We start from the raw sequence: 21,338 nt of genomic DNA, 5'->3' as shown, positions 1-21,338 counted from the left end.
GAGCCGATATCGTGATGGGCATGGCCACCACGCCGGATCGCATCCCCGCCGAGGGCGACACCGCGCCGATCGAGCGGCTGGACGCGGCCATGGTCGCGCTGAGCTTCGTGGACAACGCGGGCATCACGCGCGTGAAAACCGTCCCCAGCCAGCGGCTGGACCGGGCGTCCCGGTACGGCGTCGGAGTGTCGCCGTGCTTCGAGACCTTCGCCTTCGACGACCTGATGGCGATCGGGCGCTATCTCGGCGGGCCCGACGGCGATCTGCGACTCGTCCCCGATCTGAGCATGCTCACCGAACTGGCCTGCCAGCCCGGCTGGGCGTGGGCGCCCACGGACAAATACACCCAGGACGGCACCCGCTTCGCCCCGTGCCAGCGCCACTTCGCGGCACGCCAGACGGCTGCGGCGCAGGCCGCCGGACTGCGGTTGTCCATGGCGTTCGAGACCGAATGGGCGGTGGGCCGCGCCGACGACACCGACGACTTCACACCCGCGATCCACGGCCCCGCCTACGGACTGGTGCGGCTCGGGCAGGTGGCCGACTACGCCGCCGACCTGGTCGCCGCACTCGAGCGCCAAGGCGTCACCGTCGCCCAGTTCCATCCCGAATACGCGCTCGCGCAACTCGAGTTGTCGGTCGAACCGTCCGAGCCGGTCACCGCCGCCGACGAGGCCGTGCTGGTCCGGCACACGATCCGGCAGGTGAGCGCGCGGCATGGCTGGCGGGCGCTGCTCGCCCCGTGCATCGAACCGGGCGGCGCCGGTTCCGGAGCGCACCTGCACCTGTCGGTGACCGACGAGGACGGACCGCTGTTCGCGGGCGGCGACGGCCCGCACGGCATGCGGCGGACCGGCGAGGCGTTCCTGGCGGGAGTGCTGCGCGAACTGCCCGCGCTGGTCGCGGTCGGCGCGGGCAATCCGGCGAGCTTCCTGCGGTCGGAGCCGTCGCGCTGGGCGGGGGTCTGGCAGTGCTGGGGCCATGAGACCAGAGAGGCCGCGCTGCGGTTCGTCACCGGGGTGCGCGGCACCGAGGCGTGGGCGGCCAACGCCGAGATCAAATGTTTCGACGCGACCGGCAATCCGTACCTGATCGTCGGGTCGGTGATCGCCGCCGGGCTCGCCGGTGTCGCCGAACAATTGCGCCTTCCGGTCGAAATCACCGGTGACCCGGCGACTTTCGACGCCGAGGCACGCATGGTATCGAATGTGCGCCGCCTGCCGACCACCCCGTCCGAAGCCGCCGACCACCTCGCCGCGTCCACAGTGCTCGCCGACGCCATGGGCGTCGAACTACACGACGCCCTGCTCACCGTGCGCCGCGCGGAGGCCGAGCGGTACGCCGCCGCGAGCGCCGAAGAGCTGGTCGCCCTGACCCGCTGGCGGTTCTGACATGCTCACCGACGGTGTCCGGCTCACCGACCACCACTGCCACGGGGTGCACACCGAGAACCTGGATCGGCCCGGCTTCGAGCGCTTGCTCGGGGAAGGCGCGCACGGCAGTTTCGATTCCGCGCTCGGGCTCGCCGTGCGCCGCTGGTGTGCCCCCGCGCTCGATTTGCCCGCCCACGTCGGCCCGGACGTCTACCTCCGTCATCGCGCCCGGCTCGGCGCGCGCGAGGTCTCCGCCCGGCTGCTGCGCGCCACCGGGGTGACCCGATGGTATCTGGACACCGGAATCGGTGGTGGAACAGCGGATTTCATCGAGCTGGCGGGCGGAGAGGTGCGCGAGGTGGTGCGGCTGGAGCAAGTGGCCGAGCAAGTCGTCGCGCAGGTCGGCGCGGTGTCCGGGGTGTACGAGCGGATCGAGGAGGAGCTGCGCGCCCGGGCGGTCGGCGCCGTCGGGTTGAAGACGATCGTGGCCTACCGGTGCGGTCTGGACTTCCCGCTGCGGGATCACCCGCCGACCAGTTTCGCGCCCGAGCACCGGCTCACCGATCCGGACGTCCTCGGCTGGCTGGTCGGCCTCGGCGCGCGCATCGGCGCGGAACTGGGTCTTCCGCTGCAATTCCACACCGGATTCGGTGACCCGGACCTGCACCTGCGGCACGGCGACCCGCTGCTGCTCACCGACTTCCTGCGCCGGACCGCGGGTACCGGGCTGTCGGTGATGTTGCTGCACTGCTGGCCCTTCCACCGCCATGCCGCCTACCTCGCGCACATCTTCGAGCACGTCCATCTGGATCTGGGCCTGACCATCCCCTATGTGGGACAGCGGGCCGGGGCCGTGCTGGCCGAGACACTGGAGCTCGCTCCGTTCCGGGCGCTGTGTTACTCCTCCGACGGCTACGGGCTCCCAGAATTGCACTACCTAAGCGCCCTGCTCTGGCGGCGCGGTCTCGGCGAACTCGTCGACGAGTGGCTCGCCGACGACGCGATCACCACCGCCGACGCCGAAGCCCTGGTCAGCGCCATCGCCCACGGGAACGCCGAGCGCGTCTATCGCGCACGGTTCGAGCAGGAGGCCGACTGACCGCTACCGTTCCGGGCGGTCGAATATTCGGGTGCGCCGGGTGTCCTCGGTACCTACCGTTGATGGCATAACCAACGGAAGGGTCGACACCATGTTTCCCGTCGAGCTGCGCGGCACCAAGGCGCAGACGCTGATGTGGGCCAACGAGCACGAGGTCGAGCAGGCCGCGCTCCAGCAGCTGCGCAACATCGCCGCGCTGAAATGGGTCCACGGCGTCCGCGTGATGCCGGACGTGCACCTCGGCAAGGGGGCCACGGTCGGCTCGGTGATCGCGATGAAGGACGCGGTGGCCCCCGCCGCGGTCGGCGTGGACATCGGGTGCGGCATGGAGAGCGTGCGCACCGATCTCACCGCGGCGGATCTGCCCGACAACCTGCGTTCGCTGCGGTCGCGCATCGAGGCGGCGGTGCCGGTCGGCTTCCAGGCGCATCACGACGCCGTCGACGTCACCCGCCTCGGCGGCCAGGTCGCGGGGCTCGGCGCGAGCACGGCGACGCTGCGCGCGGGCTGGGACCGGTTCTGGGGTTCGTTCGGCGCGCTGGACAGCCGGGTTCAGGCGCGAGAGTCGAAGGCGCACAAGCAGATGGGCACGCTCGGCGGTGGCAACCACTTCATCGAGGTCTGCCTGGACCAGGACGACCGGGTGTGGATCCTGTTGCACTCCGGCAGCCGCAACATCGGCAAGGAACTCGCCGAGCGGCACATCTCGATCGCGCGCACGCTGCCGCACAACGTCGATCTGCCCGACCGCGACCTGGCGGTCTTCGTCTCCGGCACGCCGGAGATGCGGGCGTACCGGCGCGACCTCACCTGGGCGCAGGAGTACGCGGCGCGCAACCGCGCGGTGATGCTCGCCCTGGTCTGCCGTGCGGTCGCCGCCGAATTCGCCGATCGCGGAGTGCGTTTCGAGCAGCCCATAAGCTGCCATCACAATTATGTGGCGGAGGAGATCATCGACGGCGTACCCATGCTGGTGACCCGGAAGGGCGCCGTGCGCGCGGGCGAAGGCGATCTCGCGCTGATTCCGGGCTCGATGGGGACGCGCTCGTATGTGGTGCGCGGCAAGGGGAATCCGGCGTCGTTCCAGTCCGCCTCGCACGGCGCGGGACGGCGGATGAGCCGCAACGCGGCCAAGAGGCAGTTCACCGTGGCCGATCTCATCGCGCAGACCGAGGGCGTCGAGTCGCGCAAGGACGCGGGCGTGGTGGACGAGATCCCGGCCGCGTACAAGGACATCGACGAGGTCATCGAGGCACAGCGGGACCTGGTCGACGTGGTCGCGACGCTGCACCAGGTGCTCTGCGTCAAGGGCTGAACGTCGGCTGCGCGCCGGGCGGACCGACTCGCCCGGTGCGCAGCCGCGCGGTCAGCGCCGCCGCAGGGTGGCAGCGAACCCGGCTCCGATGAGCAACAGGCCGAGTACCAGCCCCCATCCGTTGAGCACCCAGTTGTAGAGGGCAAGACTCCATTCCTCCGACAGCCCCGGCGCCTGCTCGATCAGACGCCAGAGGTCATGAGGGAAGAACAACTGCACCGCGCCCGGCAGCAGACCCCACACCAGGCCCGCGATCACAGTGCCCGCAGGAGAGTACGCGGCCAGCAACGCCACCAGGAACAACAGCAACGCACCACCGATCATCTGGGCGTTCGAGCTCCAGCGGTCCCCCTCGTCCCCGAGGATCACCCACTGCCGGGTGCCGAGGCCGCCATGAGCGGCCGAGCCGATCCCGATCGGCGTCACCATCAAGCAGACGAGCGTGCCCGTTACAGTGCGCGAGACGTTGTTGCTGGTCCGGAACTCGGCGCCCGGCGGAGCCCACCCCGCGGGCGGCTGAATGTGGCTCGACACCGCTGCCTCCTCCCCGGTCCCCGCGCCGGGGATTCAGGCCTTCATTGTCCATCGCCGGGAGCTGTTCCGCTCTGGATGTCTCGGCGGCGTACTGGATACCATCGGATATGCCCTGGCGGCCTTCGTTCTTCTCACCCTTTCCCGGGTCCGACCCGGCGGCCGCTCCGCCGGAGATCCCCGGCGTGCGGCGTTCCTATGTCACCGCTCGCGGGGTGCGTTTCCACGTCACCGAGGCGGGGCCGACGGATGGCCGCCCCGTGTTGGCCTTGCACGGCTGGCCCGAGCATCATTACGCCTATCGTCACCTGCTCGCCGACCCACCGGACGGACTGCGGATCATCGCGCCCGACCTACCCGGCTACGGCTGGTCCGGTCCCGCGCCGCACCGCTGGGCCAAGGACGACGTCGCCTCCGACCTGCTGGCATTGCTGGACGCGCTCGGCCTGAAGCGCGTGCTGCTGGTCGGCCACGACTGGGGCGGTTACATCGCCCACCTGCTCGTGCTGCGCGAGCCGGAGCGATTCGACGCGCTGCTGGCGCTCAACATCGCCCACCCGTGGCAGACGCCGCGCACTTTCCTCCCGCACGCGTGGCGGTTCCTGCTGTATCAACCCGCTGTCGCGGCGTTCGGCACCTACCTGCACCAGCACACCCGCTTCCTGGACCTCGTCTTCGCCGGCGCCGTACGCGATCGCGAGAAGTTCGGACCCGAGGCGATTCGCGTCTACGCGGACCGTTTCCGCGACCCCGTCTGCGCCCGCACCGCGACCGACACCTACCGCACTTTTCTGCTGCGCGAAGTTCCGCGCTCGGCCGGACACGGCGAACGACGTCGAGCGAAGATTCCGATCCGCACCCTGTTCGGAGTCGAGGACGCGGCGGTCCATCCTTCGCTCGCCGCCGAGGAGACCGCGCGGGCCGACGACTACCGCCTGGAACCGGTGCGGGGCTGCGGCCACTTCATTCTCGAGGAACGTCCGGATCTGGTCCGTGCCCGCCTGGCCGAGTTGGCGGCCGCTACCGCGCGATCCGCCTGATCACGGCCTCACGACGAGGATGCGCACCCGCCACGGCGAGTGCCGTGCCGGTGGAGATCGTGTGGCCGGAAGGCGCCGCGCGCGGCTGACCGATCGCCACACCGGCGCCCCGGCGCCGCCTGTCGGTGGCGTCGGGCACGATGGACCGCATGACCACGGCCACCGACGCGTCTCCGATCGACCTCACGGCCCCCGACCTGCGCGAGCACGCCGAACAGCTGCTGCGCGAGCTGGCCGGGGCGGGAGCCGCGCTGCGGGAGGATCAGTGGACCGCGATCGAAGCGCTCGTCGTACGGCGGCGCAGGGCGCTGGTCGTGCAGCGCACCGGCTGGGGCAAGTCGGCGGTGTATTTCATCGCCGCCAAGCTGCTGCGCAGGGCCGGGCGCGGGCCAACGGTGATCGTGTCGCCGCTGCTCGCGCTGATGCGCAACCAGGTCGCGGCGGCGCAGCGCGCGGGAGTGATAGCCGCGACCATCAACTCGGGCAATGTCACCGAGTGGGACGAGATCCACGCACAGGTCGCCGCCGGTGCGGTCGACGTGCTGCTGGTCAGCCCGGAGCGATTGAACAACCCGGATTTCCGGGATCAGGTGTTGCCCCGGCTCGCGGCCGACGCCGGGCTGGTGGTGATCGATGAAGCGCATTGCGTGTCGGACTGGGGCCACGACTTCCGGCCGGACTACCGGCGCATCCGGACGCTGATCGCCGACCTGGGCTCGGACGTCCCGGTGCTCGCCACCACCGCGACGGCCAACGACCGGGTGGTCACCGATGTCGCCACCCAGATCGGCACCGACACCCTGGTGCTGCGCGGCACGCTGGATCGCGAGTCGCTGCACCTGTCGGTGGTTCGCTTCGACGATGCCGTGGAGCGCACCGCCTGGCTCGGCGGGCACCTCGACCGGCTGCCCGGCTCCGGCATCGTCTACACGCTCACCGTCGCAGCCGCGCACGATCTGGCCGACGTGCTGAACTCACACGGCCACACCGTCGCCGCCTATACGGGCCAGACCGACCCGGCCGAACGCGAGGCGCTCGAAGCGGCGCTGTTGAACAACGAGGTGAAGGCGCTCATCGCCACCTCCGCGCTCGGCATGGGCTTCGACAAACCCGATCTGGGATTCGTGGTGCACATCGGTGCGCCGTCCTCGCCCATCGCCTACTACCAGCAAGTGGGACGCGCGGGGCGCGGCACCGACCGGGCCGAGGTGATCCTGCTTCCCGGCCCCGAGGACGCGCGGATCTGGAGCTACTTCGCCTCCGTCGCCTTTCCTCGCGAGCACATTGTGCGTGCCGTCCTCGCCGCGCTGGACTCCGACCGGGCGTTGTCCACCGCGGCGTTGGAACCGCTGGTGGAGTTGAACCGCTCCCGGCTGGAGATGGTGTTGAAGGTGCTCGACGTGGACGGCGCGGTGCGCCGCGTGCGCGGCGGCTGGATCGCCACGGGCCGGCCGTGGACCTATGACACCGAACGGTACGAGCGCCTGTCCATCGCCCGCGAGGCCGAGCAGCAGGCCATGATCGACTATCAATCGACCGCCGGTTGCCGCATGGAATTCCTGCGCCGCCAACTCGACGACCCGGGTTTGTCCACGGATTCGCCCGGCTGCGGCCGCTGCGACAACTGCACCGGCCACCGCCCCGACCGCACTGTCGCCGCCGACGCGGTGGCCGCGACCAAGGCCCGGCTCGATCGTCCCGGCCTCGACCTCGCGCCGCGCAAGCAGTGGCCCACCGGTATGGCCAAGCTGGGAATCCCGTTGTCCGGCAAGATCTCCGGCGGAGCCGAGACCGGTCGTGTTCTCGGCAGGCTGACCGACCTCGGCTGGGGCCAGCGACTGCGCGCGCTGCTCGACGGCCCGGACGCCCCGGTTCCCGACGCGGTCTTCGACGCCTGCGTCGCCGTTCTGCGCGAGTGGGATTGGGCCGCCCGCCCGACCTCGGTGCTCGCCCTGGAATCGCCACGCCACCCCGTGCTCACCGCCACCCTCGCCGCCCGCCTCGCCGAAGTCGGCCGCCTGCACGACCTCGGCACGCTGCGCACCCGCCCGGACCGACCGCCCGTCTCGGCGGCGAACTCCGCGCATCGCGTCGCCGGACTCTTCGATTCCTGGGAGATCCCCGAACTGACCCGAGTACCGGGCCCGATCTTGCTGGTGGACGCCATCACCGACACCGGCTGGACCTTCACCGTCGCCGCCCACGCCCTCCGAGCGGCCGGCGCCGCCGCCATCCTCCCCTTCGCCTTGGCCACACCGACATAACGACGACACCCAGCGAACGCGTGCTGCTAGTTGTTGCCGGGCAGATCGATCAGAAAATCTGTGATGCGGTTCCAGATCTCTTCGTGCGGTGCACCGTGTTCGGTCAAATCCCCCAGGTCACGGATCTTGTCGATGACGATTCGTATGCGAGTGACCGCGACCGGGTCCCGCCTCCAATGTTCCTGGCCGACTCGGAGCGCCGCGACCAGCAGGTCACCAGGAAAAAGGTCGCCTCCGGCCAGCGGATTCCATTGCAACTGGTGTAACACACGCGGCAGTAGGACATCGACGCCTTCGTTCTGTTGCAGAAGACAACGAACATCCTCGTCGGTCAGACGCCCGATCGGCTTGCGCCGCAACTCGTGCACAGTCCACATCAGACCGCTCGCATCCGCAGGCATCGTGGGCCACACGTCGTCCTCGAGCTGCTCCAACGACAGATCCTCATCAGCGTCCGCGCATACCGTCCATCTCCCGGTTTCGTACCGGAAAAAGAGAGTCGCGACGTTGTCCGGTGAATGAATGATTCGCGCGAAGGCGACATCTCCGAAGATGCGGATGCCCGAAACCTCGAAAGTAGGCTCACCGATCGGCTCACCAGTAGGGTCGTCATACTCGGGATCGGGCACATTGTCCAAGAACTGCTCGGCTTCCTCGGCGCACATCAACGCGGCCATCTCACGAGGGATCCCTCGCTCTACCGCCACCCAGAACTCGTTGATCAGCCCCAAGATCAGCGACTCGTCGTCACCCGAAGACCTCATCCCGGCATCCTGCCCGCACCGACGTCTCCGTGCCCACGAAAACGTCGCGACGAAGTCACAGACTCAACGTCGCCCGCAAGCGCGCGTCCAGGGATTCCGTTTCCTCCAAGGAGAGCACGCCGAGGTGTTCGGTGAGCCAGGGCCGGTAGGCGCGGTGCAGTTTCAGGGTGTCGGCCCAGCCGTGCTCGGTGTGGGTGGCCAGCACGTGGCCGGGGTCGGCGTCGCGCAGTGGAACGACTTGCAACCAGCGATAGCGCGAAGTGATCACCGCCGAATCGGACACCAGCACCACTGTCATGCGCCGCGGGAAGGGGGTGCCGTCGCTGAGGGTCGGGGCGTAGCGCCAGACCTCACCGCGTCTCATGCGGCGCCGTCGGCGTCGTCGTCGGCGGCGGCCTGGGTGATCGCCACGTCGTCGTAGGCGGCGGCCAGTTCGGCTTCCTCGTCGATGGTCAGCGCGGTCAGGCTGTCGTGCACGAGCGTGGTGCGCAGCGCGGCGTTGATCACCGCCGACAGGCTGCGGTTCTGGCGATCGGCGGCCGCTCTGGCCCACTCGGCCACCTGTGGATCCAGCGTGACGGTCACGCGCGTCGCCTTGCTCATACTTGTATGCATACCAGAGCGGTGCGGCGCCGCGGACCGGTATGGGACATCCGTCGCGGCGGCGCGCGATCGTGCGCGGATTTCCTTCGGCTCGGCCACTACAGTCGACCCGTGGCCAGCAAATCCACCGGGTCGGCGATCGAGCTAGAGGTCGGCGATCACACGCTCAAAGTCTCCAACCCCGACCGCGTCTACTTCCCGGAGTCCGGCGCGACCAAGCTCGACTTGGTGCGGTACTACCTGAGCGTCGGGGACGGCATCGTCAACGCGTTGCGCGGCAGGCCCTGCATGCTGCACCGGTTCCCCAAAGGACTCGCGGGCGAAAAGGTGCATCAGAAGCGGCTTCCCGCGGGCGCGCCGGACTGGATTCCGACTGTGCGGGTGTACTTCCCGCGCTATGGACGGCACGCCGACGAGTTGTGCGTCGAGAAGCTCGCCGACGTCATCTGGGCGGTGCAGATGTCGACCGTCGAGTTCCATCCGTGGAATTCCCGCGCCGCCGATACCGAGCGTCCGGACGAGTGGCGCATCGACCTCGACCCGATGCCGGACTGCCCGTGGTCGCGGGTGCAGCGGGTCGCGGCGGTGGTGCGAGAGATCCTCGACGAGATCGGCGCCGTCGGATGGCCGAAGACCTCCGGCGGCAAAGGCTTGCACGTGTACGTCCGGATCGCGCCGCACTGGGGTTTCCAGGAAGTGCGCCGGGCGGCGCTGGCGTTCGCCCGCGAGGTCGAGCGCCGCGCACCCGATGATGTGACCACCACGTGGTGGCGGCGCGATCGCGACCCGAAGCTGCTGTTCGTCGACTACAACCAGAACGCGCGGGATCACACCATCGCCGCCGCCTACTCGGTGCGCGGCGTCCCCGCCGCGACGGTCTCCACCCCGGTACGCTGGGACGAGATTCCCGACATCGATCCGCGCGACTTCACCATGTTCTCCGTCCCCGCTCGCTTCGCCGAACTCGGCGATCTGCACGCGGGCATGGATGACGCGGTGTTCCACCTGGATCCTCTCCTGGAGTGGGCCGAGCGGGACAAGGTGGACGTGGAGCTCGACGACGAGCAGAGCGGGGCCTAGCGCCGCGCCCGGCGGTGCTACGGTCGCAACGTCCACCCGCTCGCGACCACGTCCTGCTGCTCCGAAGGAGGTCCAACCATGAACCGGCCTGCGGTAACGATCGCGATCGCCCCCGCCGATCCTCCCCCCACGCTGGTGGAGAAGGCCGTGGTGGAGGCGGGCGCCGCCGTCTCCGATCTCGACGAGGCACAAGGGTTGATCTGGGTCGGCGGCCCGGACGAGTTCCCGGAGCGACTGCCCGCAGGCGTGGAATGGGTGCAACTCCCGGCCGCCGGTATCGAGGAATGGTTCGCCGCGGGCGTCATCGCCGGGCATCCCGGTGTGCGGTTCACCTCGGCCGCAGGCGCTTTCGCGGCGAGCGTGGCCGAGCACGCGCTCATGCTGCTGCTCGCGGGCGTCCGCTACCTGCCCGAGCACCTGCGCGCGGCGGACTGGCGGCAGCAGGACTTCTTTCCGCACGTCGGCACGCTGCGCGGCAAGACCGTCGCGATCGTCGGCGCGGGCGGCATCGGCCGCGCGCTGATCCCGATGCTGGTGCCGCTCGGCGCGCACATCATCGCGGTGAACCGCAGCGGACGGCCGGTCACCGGCCCCGGCATCCCGCCGTCGGTCGAGACGATCTCCGCCGAGCATCTCGGCCGGGTCTGGCCGCACACCGATCACGTGGTGGTCGCCGCGCCCGCCACGCCCGCCACCAGGCATCTCGTCGGCGCGGACGAACTCGCGCGGCTCAAGCCGTCCTCCTGGATCGTCAACGTCGCGCGCGGCAGCCTCGTCGACACCGACGCACTGGTCGACGCGCTGCGCTCCGGCGCGATCGGCGGCGCCGGACTCGACGTCACCGACCCCGAGCCGCTTCCGGCGGGCCATCCGCTCTGGTCGCTGCCGAATGCCATTATCACCCCGCATGATTCGAATCCGCCGCAACTCCGCTTGGCGGCCTTCGCCGACCACGTCCAGGCGAACGTCGAGCGCTTCATCGAACGCCGGCCACTCCTCGCACCGATCGATCCCGCGCTCGGGTACTGACGAAGGCACTTCGCGCGCAACAACATTCGAGTGCGTCAGCCGAACGACACTCGACCGAGAATTTCCTCGATGACTCCGCTCTCGGCATTGGCGTAGTGCTGCACGAACTTCCATTCACGCTGCGCCAGTTCCCGCTTGGTCCGCGCCTAATACGCACGATCGTCCTCGTGCGTGCGCAACCAGTCGCGGAAAGCCAGGATCCGCTCGATCTCGGGCCTTCCCGATTCCGGCGAGAGCACATGCAGATTCACGTTCCACCGCGCACCGCTCTCCACCCGACGAACGAAACAGCGATGCTGGTACCAGTCCGGTTGCCGGATACGCAGCCCATACCCGGCAGCCTCGAGGGCTGATAGATAGGCGACTTCGGCGGCGGCATCCGGAACAAGCAGCAGGATGTCGATGACCGCCTTAGCCGCGAGACCGGGAACCGACGTGGACCCCGTGTGCTCTATTCGCAGCGCCACATCGCCGAGCGCCGCACGTATCGCGGCTTCTTCTTCCGCGTAGCAGACCGGCCACGCCGGGTTGTATTCCTCGAGCATCACCCCGGCCGCATAGGGCCGCAAGTCGCCGACCGTCGCCGCCGCTATGTCGTCGTCATCCAACGTCGCCACACGGCACGGTAACGAGCACACATCAGCCTTCTATAAATGTGCCATTGACAACTGGCACATTCATCACTGATTCTTAGCGCATGACAAGGTCGACGAGGACCTCGGTCCCCGGTGTTCCCACCGCGCCCTCGGCACGCGCCACTGTGGCCGCGGCAGCTACCAGGCTCACCCTGCGTCCGCTGAACTGCGCGGTTCCGATGAATCCGCCGGGTGTCTGGTTCGCACGGAAGCTCATCGCCACCCTGATGGCCGTCGGCGGTCCGGTTCCGGCGGGCACTTCCGTCACTCAGGTCCGGTCGGGCGCGGTGCGCGGTGAATGGGTTCGGGCGGCGGGAGTGCCGTTCGGGACGCGGGCCGTCTACTACATCCACGGCAGCGGCTACGTGATCTGCTCGGCTCGCACCCATCGCGGGCTCGCGGCCCGGCTGTCGGCCGAGACGGGACTCCCGGTCTTCCTCTCCGACTATCGTCTGGCGCCCGAACACCGGTTCCCGGCCGCGGCCGACGACGTCGAGGCGGGCTACCGCTGGCTGCTCGGCCGTGGCATCGCCCCGGAAGACCTGGTGATCGCCTGCGACTCCGCGGGTGGGCATCTCGCACTTGACCTGCTGGTCGAGAACGGACGGCACCGACGGCCGCAGCCCGCGGCCGTGGCGATGTTCTCCCCGCTGCTCGACCTCACCCTGAGCCTGGCGGCCGAGCGGGAACGCGTCCGGACCGATCCGCTGATCTCGGCCGCCGCCGCGAGCAAGCTGCCCGCGGCCTACACCAGCGGCCACGCCGCCGACGCGGCGCGCCTGCGGCTGGCCATCCCGCACGGTCTCGCGTTGCCGCCGATCCTGGTGCAGGTCGGCGGCACCGAGATGCTCGGCGCCGACGCACAGGCGCTGTGCGAAATGGTCCGGCGCGCGGGTGGCAGCTGCGAGCTCGAGATCTGGCCGGGACAGCTGCATGTATTCCAGGCCCTTCCCATGGTGGTGCCCGAGGCCGACCAGGCTCTCGCCCGCGCCGCCGACTTCCTGCGCGCGGCGCTGGTCGCTACCTCCGGCACGGAAAAGGTGAGCTGAGATGTTCGGATTGGACAAGTTGGTGGCCCTGGGCCGTACCCGGCGCACGCACGGCGCGCGAGCCGTGGTCACCGGCGCGGGCAGCGGCATCGGCCGGGCGTTCGCGCTGGAGATCGCGGCCCGCGGCGGACGGGTGATCTGCGCCGACATCGATGAGGCGCGCGCCGACGAGACGGTCGCCCTGATCGAACGCGATCATCCTGGCGCGGCGCACGCCTTCCGCTGCAACGTGGCGCAACGGGAAGACGTGGAGTTGCTGGCCCGCTTCGCCGAAACAATTTTCGACCGCCCGGTCAGCCTGGTGATCAACAACGCCGGCGTCGGCATCGGCGGAAAAGCCGTGGGAAACATCGGTTTCGATGACTGGCAGTGGGCCCTGGGCATCAACCTCTGGGGCGTCGTGCACGGCTGTGAAGTGTTCGCTCCACGTCTGCGCACGGCCGGGCGCGGCGGCATCATCAACGTCGCCTCGGCCGCCGGATTCGCCGCCGCTCCCTCGATGGCCGCCTACAACGTGTCCAAGGCGGGCGTGCTGTCGCTGTCGGAGACCATGGCCGCCGAGCTGAGCGGCTCCGGAGTCGCGGTCACCGTCCTGTGCCCGACGTTCGTCCGCACGAACGTCGCGCGCGACGGCCGGATCACCAAGGAATCGGCGCAGCTGGCCGACTTCCTCATGCGCTGGACGGGGTTCTCCCCCGAGCGCGTCGCGCGCACCGCCCTCGACGCGCACGACCGCGGGCAACTCTACGTACTCCCCCAGCTGGACGCGCACGTCGTCTGGCTGCTCAAGCGGTACTTCCCCGCGCAATACACCTTTGTCCTCGGGCTCCTGGAGCGGCTGCTGCCACAGGAGGACTCGACCACCACCGACCGCACGTCGGTCACCGACAAGACAGGAGTCTGACATGGCCGCCATCGCGATGGACTTCGACGACATGCTCCGCAAGATCAAGGACCGCCAGTGGGCACTGGCCGACATCGATTGGGACGCTCCGGGCGCCGAGACGATCACGCCGGAACTGCACGCCAAGCTCAAGCCGTTCATGGCCGATCTGATGTGGATCGAGAACGTCGGCGCGCGCGGCTTCGCGGCGATGGCCAAGAAGGCGCCGAACGAGACGCTGCGCGAGATCTACCGCTACTTCCACGCCGAGGAGCAGAAGCACGCCAACGCCGAGCTGGCACTGATGCGTCGGTGGGGCATGCTCGACGGCGACGAGATCCCGCAGCCGAACGTCAACGTCAAGCTGGTCATCGATTTCCTGGACAAGTACTCCGACGACATGTCGCTGTCGTTCCTCGGCACCGTCATCCCGATGCTCGAGGTCGCGCTCGACGGCGCGCTGATCAAGTTCATCATGGACGAGATCGAGGACCCGGTCTGCCAGGAGGCGTTCAAGAAGATCAACTCCGACGAATCCCGCCATCTGGCGGTCGATTTCGCCGTGATGGACCTGCTGGGGCACGCGGAGACGCGCAAGCTGCTCATCGACCTGGTCGGCGGCTGGGCCAAGCCCTCGCTGATCATCGGCGTGCTGAGCTACGTGCCGCTGCTGAACAAGATGCGCGACAACATCGTCGCGATGGGTGTGGACGAGGAGAAGCTCTACGGCGCGCTCAAGCGGTACGCGAACGTGGGCGAACGCAGTGAATTCGCCCGCAGGCTGCCGATGTACCAGATCGTGAAGACGCACGGCAGCTGGGTGATCGACCGCGGACACCCGTACCACCTCGTGGCCGACGCGCTGGTGAAGATCACCGGGCTGGTGCCGAAGACGCTGCTGCGCAACAACCCGACCTGGTCGAAAGAACTGACCTACAAGCCCGCGGCATGACAGGGAATCCGATGAGTACGCATACCATCGACGTCGCCGTCATCGGCGGCGGATTCGCCGGAATCGGCACGGCCATCCGGCTGAAGCAACGCGGAATCCGTAATTTCGCGATCCTCGAGCGCGGCACCGCGATCGGCGGAACCTGGCGCGACAACACCTATCCCGGCGCGGCGTGCGATATTCCGTCGCGGCTGTACTCCTACAGTTTCGCGCCGAACCCGAACTGGTCGCGCACCTACTCCGGGAGCAACGAGATCCTCGGCTACATCGAGGCGATGGCCGCGGAGTTCCGGCTCGGTCCGCACATCCGGTTCGGCCACAACGTTTCCGGCATGGTGTTCGACGAGCAGGCCGGAGTCTGGGAGATCTCGATCGACGGCCACGCGGACCCGGTCCTCGCCCGCACCGTCGTGCTGGCCTCCGGCCCGCTGGCCAATGCCAGTCTTCCGAACATCCGCGGCATCGAGACCTACCGGGGACACAAGATCCACAGCGCCCGTTGGGATCACGACTACGACTTCACCGGCAAACGGGTCGCGGTCGTCGGCACGGGCGCCAGCGCTGTCCAGATCATCCCGGAACTGGTCGACAGGGCCGCCTCGGTGAAAGTGTTCCAGCGCACGCCCGGCTGGGTGCTGCCGCGGATCAATCGGCAGACCAACGGCTTGACCAAGGAGCTCTACCGTCGGCTGCCGGCCGCCGAGCAACTGGCGCGGCGCGCCTGGTTCTACGGCCACGAGTCGGTAGCCCTGGGCGTGGTCTGGAACACGCCGCTGACCAGGGTGGTCGAGCTGGTCGGGAAGGCGCAGCTGCGCAGGCAGGTCAAGGATCCATGGCTGCGCCGCCAGCTCACCCCGGACTTCCGGGCCGGCTGCAAACGCCTGCTGATGACCGACGACTACTACCCCGCCCTGCAGCGGGACAACTGCAAGTTGATCACCTGGCCGATCGCCCGGATCTCCGAGCACGGCATCCGCACCGCGGAAGGCATCGAGCACCAGGCGGATTGCATCGTCTTCGCGACGGGATTCGACGTCTCCAAAACCGGGACGCCCGTTCCCGTGGTCGGACGCGGTGGCCGGGTTCTCGCGGACGAGTGGTCGCGCGGGGCCTACGCCTACAAGAGCGTCGCGGTTTCCGGATATCCCAATCTGTATCTCACGTTCGGGCCCAATTCCGGCCCGGGACACAACTCGGCGCTGGTCTACATGGAAGCTCAGATCGACTACCTCGTCGGCGCGATCGGCGTCATCCTGGACCGGGACCTGCGCATGCTGGACGTGCGGCGCGACCGGCAGGACCGCTACAACGCCGCCATTCAGCGCAGACTGTCGGCCACCACCTGGAACTCGGGATGCCACAGCTGGTATCTCACCGAGGACGGCTTCAACGCGACCATGTATCCGGGCTTCGCCACCCAGTACGTCCATCAATTGCGCAAGGTCGATCTCGACGATTACCTCGTGGTCGAATCGACCGCCGACCAGCGGCGACAACGAGTGGCACGGGTTTCCTGAGTGCCGGGGGCACCGGCGGCGCGGACGATAGACTCGGTCCGCAGGGAGTTCTACAGCGCGCCGCCGGTCCTTCGGCGCCGTGGGCAGCGAGGGAGGTGAGGTCGACGCCGGAGTACCGGATCGATGACCTCGCGCGCGCCGCGGGCACCACCACCCGCAACGTGCGCGCCTACCAGGAACGCGGGCTGCTGCCGCCGCCGGTCGGCAAGGACGGCCGAGCCAGCATCTACGACGACGCGCACCTCGAGCGGCTGCGCTTGATCGACGCGCTGCTACAGCGCGGCTTCACCACCGCGCACATCGCCGACTTCATCACCAGCTGGGAGACCGGTAAGGACCTGACCGAGGTACTCGGTCTGCAACACGCCGTGACGGCGTCCTGGGCCAAGGACGAGACCTTCGAGGTGCCCCGCGAGCTGATCGGCACCATCCTCGGCGCCGACGCCGACGAGCTGGTCGACCGGCTGCGCGAGATGCGGCTGGTCCGGCTGGAGGGCGACACGGTGGTGTTCACCGAGACCCAGTTGCTCACCTCGTTCGCCGAACTGCACGAGTACGGCCTGGAACTGCGCACGCTCATCGAGATCTACGCCAAGGTGGCCGACCGGATCGATGACATCACGCACATCATGATCACCGCCGCCAAACAGCACATCATCGACGAGCACGGTCCCGGCTGGATGCCCGACACCAGCGGCGAAATCGCCGAGACCACAACGATGCTCAACAAGATGCGGGAGCTGGCGGTCGCCTCGGTGCACGCCACGCTCGCCCGCTCGCTGGACGTCACGCTGCGCCGCGAACTCGGCGACTATCTCGCCACCGCCGCCGAGCGAGAGAAACAGCGCAGCGATTCCGGGCGCGACGTACCCTCCTAGACAAGCGCAGAGTGCCGACCTTCGACGGATGGAGTCGCCGTGGCGTCCGACCGACCGAGAATTCCGCCGCTGCCGCTGGTACGGGCCGTCGAATCGGTTCGCGCCGCCCTCGCCTTAGCGTTCCGCAAGCTGGTGCCCGGGCACCTCGCGCTGATGGAACTGATCGCCGCCGGATGGATCACGCAGGCCATCCATGCCGCCGCGGCGCTCGGCGTGGCCGACGCACTCGCGGCGGGGCCGCGGTCGGGCGCGGACCTGGCAGCGGCGGTCGGCGCCGACGAGGACGCGCTGCGGCGGTTGCTGCGCCTGCTGATCAGCCACGGCATCTTCACCCGGCGGCGCGACGGACGGTACGCGCTGACGCCGATGGCGCGAGCCCTGTGCCGCGACTCGGACGTGTCGTTGCGCGACGCGGTGTTGTTCTTCGGTTCGCCCGGGCATCGCAACCACTGGTCGCACTTGGTCGACGCGGTGCGCACCGGCGAACCGGTCGGCGTGAAGCTCGACGGGATGCCGTTCTTCGAATACGTCCAGCACGACCGGGAACTCGGCGTGCTGTTCGACCGCGCGATGACCAGTATCGGCACCCTGTCGATGGAGCCGCTGTTCGCCGCCTACGATTTCGGCCGCTACGCGACCCTGGTCGATGTCGGCGGCGGCGAAGGGACGATGCTCACCGAGATCCTGCGCCGCGCACCACGATCGCGTGGCATTCTGTTCGACGTGCCCGAAGTGGTGGCCGCGGCCCCCGCTCGGCTCGCCGCGCTCGGTCTCGCCGATCGCTGCGCGGTGGAGAGCGGATCCTTCTTCGACAGCGTCCCCAGGGGCGGCGACGCCTACATTCTCAAGCACATCCTGCACGACTGGGCCGAACCGGACGCCGGTCGCATCCTCCGCACGGTACGCGCGGCCATGGAACCCGACGCCCGGTTGCTGATCGTCGAACTGGTCGTCCCCGAACACACCGCACCGCACCCGAGCAAGTACATCGACTTGGAGATGCTGGTCAACGCGGGCGGACGGGAACGCACCGAGGCCGAGTACCGCGACTTCCTCGCCCGGAACGGATTCACGCTGACCCGGCGCGTACCGACGGCTTCCCCGGACAACGTGCTCGAGGCCAGGCCGAGCTGATGAAAAACCTCCTCGCCGTACGCGTTGCCGATCGGCGGCGCTACGACGTCGCCGGGACGACGAACGCCAGCGTGGCGATCCCCACGGCGCCGTCGGACACACAGGTGGCCCGCATCGGCTTGCCGACCGGCGTCTGCCGCGACTCGAAGCCGCTGTAGTAGCCGAACACCGGCCCGGACCGCTCCGACGGCAGGAAGAAACCGAGGCATTCGGCTTCCAGCACCGACGCTCCCTCACCGCTGTGGCACAAGGCGGCCGCGTCCGTGACGCCACGGTCGACATAGCAGCCCGCGGGCTCCGCTCCGGCGGAGCCGGCTCCGACCCAGGCGAGGCCACCCGCGAGGAACAACAGAACGGTTCCCGCGCCCACTCGCCGCATCATGGTGTGCACCGCAATACCTCCTCGGCAGATCTCAGCCTTACCCGGTCGTTGCCGTGCCTTTCCACTATTTCAGCAGAATCGAAGGGGGCGGTCGAGCACGACACCACCGCGCGACCACTGTTTTCCAGGGCGGATATCGATCCCATCAGGCGAGGCCGTGGCGTCTCCACGCGGGAGTTCCCCCGTCCGGCGTCGAGACCGCTAGGCTACGAACAGCATTGGCTGGTTCGGTGAGGATGTGATTCGGCCGTGGAATGGACCTTCACTCCGGACGAGTTCGCCCATATCTGGCGCGAGACCGACCTGGATCGCCACCCCTACCCGCTGCGCATCCTGGAGACGCCCAGAACCGAGGACGACGCCGAGAAGTTGCGCATCGCCCTCACCGAGCGGCTGCCGCTGGGCTCCGACCCCGACCTGTCGGCCTGTCTGCGCATTCTGGCCAGGCCGCATACCAGGATCATCGCGATCGGCGGTACCCACCAGCCGGGGGGCGAACTGCGGTTGCTGGCCGCCGCTATCTACGACCGCGCCGTGCTCGCGGTGCAGGAACCCGGCGCGATTCCGGATTTCGGTGGTCGCGTGCGCATTTCGATCGGGCACAGCGCCAAACTGGGCCGGCGGATCGCGGCGCTGCTGCCGAAGACCCCCGCGGGCCGCGAACCCGCTCGCGTCGCGTCCGGGGCCGCCGTGCGCGACCGAGAGACCGTGACCGCGCGGCAGCAAGCAGCGCCGCGGATTCGCAAGTTGCTGCTGGAGCCGCATACCGCCGAGGGCCACATCAGGATCGAATCGCGGCTCGATCGACCGACCCAGCCCCCGCCGATCCATTACACCTGGGTCGATGTGCGCGACGACGGAAGATACCTGATCAAAGCGGGCGACGAGGTGCGCATCGCGCCCGCCTCCGCCGATCAGATCGCGACCCAATTGCAAAAGCGCATACCGATATAACCCACTTTCGTGACCGCTGCCGCCGACTATTGCTGACCCGGCGCTGGGCTTCCGGTTAGTCTGGGGCGGACCGACCGATCTCAGGGGTGAGCGATGACGATCGATACCAGCCGAGCCGATATCGCCCGATTCAAGGAGGCCGCGCAGGCCGGGACCGTCCAGTTCGATCCGGCGGCGGCTCGGCAGTGCGCCGAAATGTACGAACGGCAGGCCGATCGGCTGATCCACCTACAGCAGAGCCTCGAATCCGCCGCGGAACTAGGCGGTTTCGGTGGATTCGTCTCCGCCCAGCAGTTGCAGGCGGGATTCAGCCACAAAGCGCGTGACGCGGCGGCGCTGCTCGACCACTACATCGAAGCGGCCTACCGCATGAAGGAAGCGTTCTTGATCAGCGGAGGACTGTTCGAAGAGGCCGACGCCGCGAGCGCCGCCGCCCTGCGCGCGGTCCGGACGAGGTTGCCCCGATGACCGGTTCCGATCCCACCTACATCAACTCGATGGAGCATTTCGAGTCGATGCGGCACGACGAGATCTACGCGAAGGCACAGCAGATCGATCCCGCGCAGGTACTGCACGCGTCGACCATCTGGCTCGACGCGGCGGGCGCGCTCACCACGTCGTTCCCACTCACCCACAGCGGCGTGGATCGCGTGATGGACACGGCGGACTGGAAAGGCGCCGCCGCCGACGCCGCTCAGGCTTGCGCACGCAGCTTCGCGGCGTCGGCCGACGAGCTGGCCGCGGTACTCGGTCAAGTGGGCGCCCGCCTCGGCGGGGTAGCCGCGGCCGCCGAGGCGGTGAAACTCGCGGTGGTACCGCCCGGCGCTTCCGGACCGGTCGGCGCGATCGCGCAGTTGCTGGAGGCGGCGCACGTCATCGACGCGCAAATGGCACAGGAGGCGCTGCGCCAAGAGGCCGTGCTCGCGATGAACATGGTCTACAAACCCGCCTATTCCACGGCGGGATCCGCGGTGCCCGCGCTGCCCGCACCACCCGCCGCCACGGCGCCGTCCGCGCCGCAGGCGGTCTCCCCCGGCACGCCGCGACACTCGGCGCCCGAGCAGACATCGCCGAACGACCAATGGTCGCCGGGGACAACGCAACCCGCGCCTGCCACACCGGAATCGCCCGCGCCGCCGCACAATTCGACACCGCCCACGCCGAAGCCGGATCCGCAGCAGACGCCTTCGGCGCCGCCCACCCAGCAGGCTCCGCCGCCGCAGCAAGCGCCGTCCACGCAGACGCCGCAGCCCACGCCGACACCCGAGCCGACACAGCAGGCGCCGTCCACGACCGCGCCGCCGAGTCCCGCTCCGTCGCCACAGACTCCGGCGCCCACGCAACCGCCCAGTTCGTCGGCCCCTCCCCCGCCGACTACCGAACCGACGCAACCGCCGAGTTCATCCGCGCCACCTCTGCCACCGAGCCCACCACCTCCACCTCCGACCCCGGAACCGACGCAGCCGCCGAGTTCGTCCGCGCCGCCGCCCGCCACCCCGGCCCCAGCCCCAGCGCAGCCGCCGAGCCCGCCGCAGGCACCGCCACCGGCACCGGCTCCCGTTCCAGCCGTACCGATGCCCGACCCGAACGGCCAGCCAGGCGTCACCGGGCCGGTGGACGGCAGCCAGCAGCAGATTCCGACGACCAACCAACCTGGCGTCGTCCCGTCCTGACGGCCCGTCACCGGAGTCTCCGCAACACGAGCCACTCCCCGGCACCTCGGCCAGGTACCTCGATCGCCAAAGCCACCACGGTCACTCGTCCGGATCTGCCCGAGCCGCAGAGCGCGACCGACTCGGCTCCCAGCGGCTCCCCCGACGAGATGAGATCACGGTCCCAGCCGATGCCGGATACGG

General features: G+C 69.0%; 22 protein-coding genes. 16 read left to right on the top strand and 6 right to left on the bottom strand.

Annotated elements, in window-relative coordinates; translation table 11 throughout:
- Positions 1 to 20: 20 nt before the first annotated feature.
- The 3 genes from ACWEO7_RS09795 (at position 21) to ACWEO7_RS09785 (ending at position 3,787) form a co-directional block, all read left to right on the top strand.
- On the top strand, positions 21 to 1,391 hold the full coding sequence (locus ACWEO7_RS09795) for a glutamine synthetase (protein ID WP_450018711.1): 1,371 nt from the start codon (positions 21 to 23) through the stop codon (positions 1,389 to 1,391).
- A gap of 1 nt (position 1,392) precedes the next feature.
- Complete coding sequence (locus tag ACWEO7_RS09790; RefSeq protein ID WP_452422298.1) at positions 1,393 to 2,472, top strand: amidohydrolase family protein; 1,080 nt, start codon at positions 1,393 to 1,395, stop codon at positions 2,470 to 2,472.
- A gap of 91 nt (positions 2,473 to 2,563) precedes the next feature.
- Positions 2,564 to 3,787 carry an RtcB family protein gene (locus ACWEO7_RS09785; protein ID WP_452422296.1) on the top strand — a complete coding sequence of 408 codons (1,224 nt, stop codon included), beginning with the start codon at positions 2,564 to 2,566 and terminating at the stop codon, positions 3,785 to 3,787.
- A gap of 51 nt (positions 3,788 to 3,838) precedes the next feature.
- On the opposite strand, the gene ACWEO7_RS09780 is transcribed toward ACWEO7_RS09785, so the two are convergent.
- Positions 3,839 to 4,321: a hypothetical protein gene (locus ACWEO7_RS09780; RefSeq protein ID WP_452422294.1), complete on the bottom strand. Its 483-nt coding sequence runs from the start codon at positions 4,319 to 4,321 to the stop codon at positions 3,839 to 3,841.
- Positions 4,322 to 4,428: 107 nt separating this feature from the next.
- On the opposite strand from ACWEO7_RS09780, the gene ACWEO7_RS09775 reads away from it, so the two are divergent.
- A complete protein-coding gene (locus ACWEO7_RS09775; protein ID WP_452422292.1) occupies positions 4,429 to 5,358 on the top strand; it encodes an alpha/beta fold hydrolase in 930 nt (309 codons plus the stop codon).
- Positions 5,359 to 5,507: 149 nt separating this feature from the next.
- Positions 5,508 to 7,622, top strand: a complete 2,115-nt coding sequence (locus tag ACWEO7_RS09770) for a RecQ family ATP-dependent DNA helicase (protein ID WP_452422290.1) — start codon at positions 5,508 to 5,510, stop codon at positions 7,620 to 7,622.
- A gap of 26 nt (positions 7,623 to 7,648) precedes the next feature.
- Here the strand turns inward: ACWEO7_RS09770 and ACWEO7_RS09765 are convergent, their stop codons facing one another.
- The 3 genes from ACWEO7_RS09765 to ACWEO7_RS09755 form a co-directional block, all read right to left on the bottom strand.
- Complete coding sequence (locus ACWEO7_RS09765) at positions 7,649 to 8,353, bottom strand: contact-dependent growth inhibition system immunity protein (protein ID WP_452422288.1); 705 nt, start codon at positions 8,351 to 8,353, stop codon at positions 7,649 to 7,651.
- Positions 8,354 to 8,441: 88 nt separating this feature from the next.
- Positions 8,442 to 8,750, bottom strand: a complete 309-nt coding sequence (locus ACWEO7_RS09760) for a hypothetical protein (protein ID WP_355072321.1) — start codon at positions 8,748 to 8,750, stop codon at positions 8,442 to 8,444.
- On the bottom strand, positions 8,747 to 8,989 hold the full coding sequence (locus tag ACWEO7_RS09755) for a hypothetical protein (protein ID WP_356966471.1): 243 nt from the start codon (positions 8,987 to 8,989) through the stop codon (positions 8,747 to 8,749). The genes ACWEO7_RS09760 and ACWEO7_RS09755 overlap by 4 nt, the downstream gene beginning before the upstream one ends.
- A 111-nt stretch (positions 8,990 to 9,100) precedes the next feature.
- Between ACWEO7_RS09755 and ligD the strand changes: the two genes are divergently transcribed.
- Positions 9,101 to 10,069 (top strand): non-homologous end-joining DNA ligase, encoded by a 969-nt coding sequence (ligD, locus tag ACWEO7_RS09750; protein ID WP_452422286.1) that lies wholly within the window; start codon positions 9,101 to 9,103, stop codon positions 10,067 to 10,069.
- A 78-nt stretch (positions 10,070 to 10,147) separates the two neighbouring features.
- Positions 10,148 to 11,098: a D-isomer specific 2-hydroxyacid dehydrogenase family protein gene (locus ACWEO7_RS09745; protein WP_452422284.1), complete on the top strand. Its 951-nt coding sequence runs from the start codon at positions 10,148 to 10,150 to the stop codon at positions 11,096 to 11,098.
- 146 nt (positions 11,099 to 11,244) lie between these two features.
- Here the strand turns inward: ACWEO7_RS09745 and ACWEO7_RS09740 are convergent, their stop codons facing one another.
- Positions 11,245 to 11,715: a GrpB family protein gene (locus ACWEO7_RS09740; RefSeq protein WP_452422283.1), complete on the bottom strand. Its 471-nt coding sequence runs from the start codon at positions 11,713 to 11,715 to the stop codon at positions 11,245 to 11,247.
- Positions 11,716 to 11,795: 80 nt separating this feature from the next.
- On the opposite strand from ACWEO7_RS09740, the gene ACWEO7_RS09735 reads away from it, so the two are divergent.
- The 6 genes from ACWEO7_RS09735 to ACWEO7_RS09710 all read left to right on the top strand — a co-directional run bounded on the left by ACWEO7_RS09735 (position 11,796) and on the right by ACWEO7_RS09710 (position 18,146).
- A complete protein-coding gene (locus tag ACWEO7_RS09735) occupies positions 11,796 to 12,782 on the top strand; it encodes an alpha/beta hydrolase (RefSeq protein ID WP_397073281.1) in 987 nt (328 codons plus the stop codon).
- A gap of 1 nt (position 12,783) precedes the next feature.
- A complete protein-coding gene (locus ACWEO7_RS09730) occupies positions 12,784 to 13,686 on the top strand; it encodes an SDR family NAD(P)-dependent oxidoreductase (RefSeq protein WP_452422281.1) in 903 nt (300 codons plus the stop codon).
- A 10-nt stretch (positions 13,687 to 13,696) separates the two neighbouring features.
- Positions 13,697 to 14,617: a ferritin-like domain-containing protein gene (locus tag ACWEO7_RS09725; RefSeq protein WP_452422358.1), complete on the top strand. Its 921-nt coding sequence runs from the start codon at positions 13,697 to 13,699 to the stop codon at positions 14,615 to 14,617.
- 11 nt (positions 14,618 to 14,628) lie between these two features.
- Entirely contained in the window at positions 14,629 to 16,134 is a 1,506-nt protein-coding gene (locus tag ACWEO7_RS09720; RefSeq protein ID WP_452422279.1) for a flavin-containing monooxygenase, read from the top strand.
- A gap of 95 nt (positions 16,135 to 16,229) precedes the next feature.
- Positions 16,230 to 17,012, top strand: coding sequence for a MerR family transcriptional regulator (locus ACWEO7_RS09715; RefSeq protein WP_452422277.1), 783 nt, complete (start codon positions 16,230 to 16,232; stop codon positions 17,010 to 17,012).
- Between the two features lie 39 nt (positions 17,013 to 17,051).
- On the top strand, positions 17,052 to 18,146 hold the full coding sequence (locus tag ACWEO7_RS09710; RefSeq protein WP_452422275.1) for a methyltransferase: 1,095 nt from the start codon (positions 17,052 to 17,054) through the stop codon (positions 18,144 to 18,146).
- A 40-nt stretch (positions 18,147 to 18,186) separates the two neighbouring features.
- On the opposite strand, the gene ACWEO7_RS09705 is transcribed toward ACWEO7_RS09710, so the two are convergent.
- Entirely contained in the window at positions 18,187 to 18,537 is a 351-nt protein-coding gene (locus ACWEO7_RS09705) for a hypothetical protein (RefSeq protein ID WP_452422273.1), read from the bottom strand.
- A 240-nt stretch (positions 18,538 to 18,777) separates the two neighbouring features.
- On the opposite strand from ACWEO7_RS09705, the gene ACWEO7_RS09700 reads away from it, so the two are divergent.
- From ACWEO7_RS09700 to ACWEO7_RS09690, 3 genes are all read left to right on the top strand, one after another.
- Positions 18,778 to 19,482 carry an ESX secretion-associated protein EspG gene (locus ACWEO7_RS09700; RefSeq protein WP_452422271.1) on the top strand — a complete coding sequence of 235 codons (705 nt, stop codon included), beginning with the start codon at positions 18,778 to 18,780 and terminating at the stop codon, positions 19,480 to 19,482.
- A 93-nt stretch (positions 19,483 to 19,575) separates the two neighbouring features.
- The gene (locus tag ACWEO7_RS09695; protein WP_452422269.1) at positions 19,576 to 19,950 is read left to right on the top strand and encodes a hypothetical protein; all 375 of its coding nucleotides are present in this window, start codon (positions 19,576 to 19,578) and stop codon (positions 19,948 to 19,950) included.
- Positions 19,947 to 21,155, top strand: a complete 1,209-nt coding sequence (locus tag ACWEO7_RS09690; protein ID WP_452422267.1) for a hypothetical protein — start codon at positions 19,947 to 19,949, stop codon at positions 21,153 to 21,155. Before ACWEO7_RS09695 ends, ACWEO7_RS09690 begins: the two co-directional genes overlap by 4 nt.
- Positions 21,156 to 21,338 lie beyond the last annotated feature (183 nt).

The sequence above is a fragment of the Nocardia sp. NPDC004260 genome (assembly GCF_053603155.1).
This window is presented reverse-complemented; position numbering and strand designations above follow the sequence as displayed.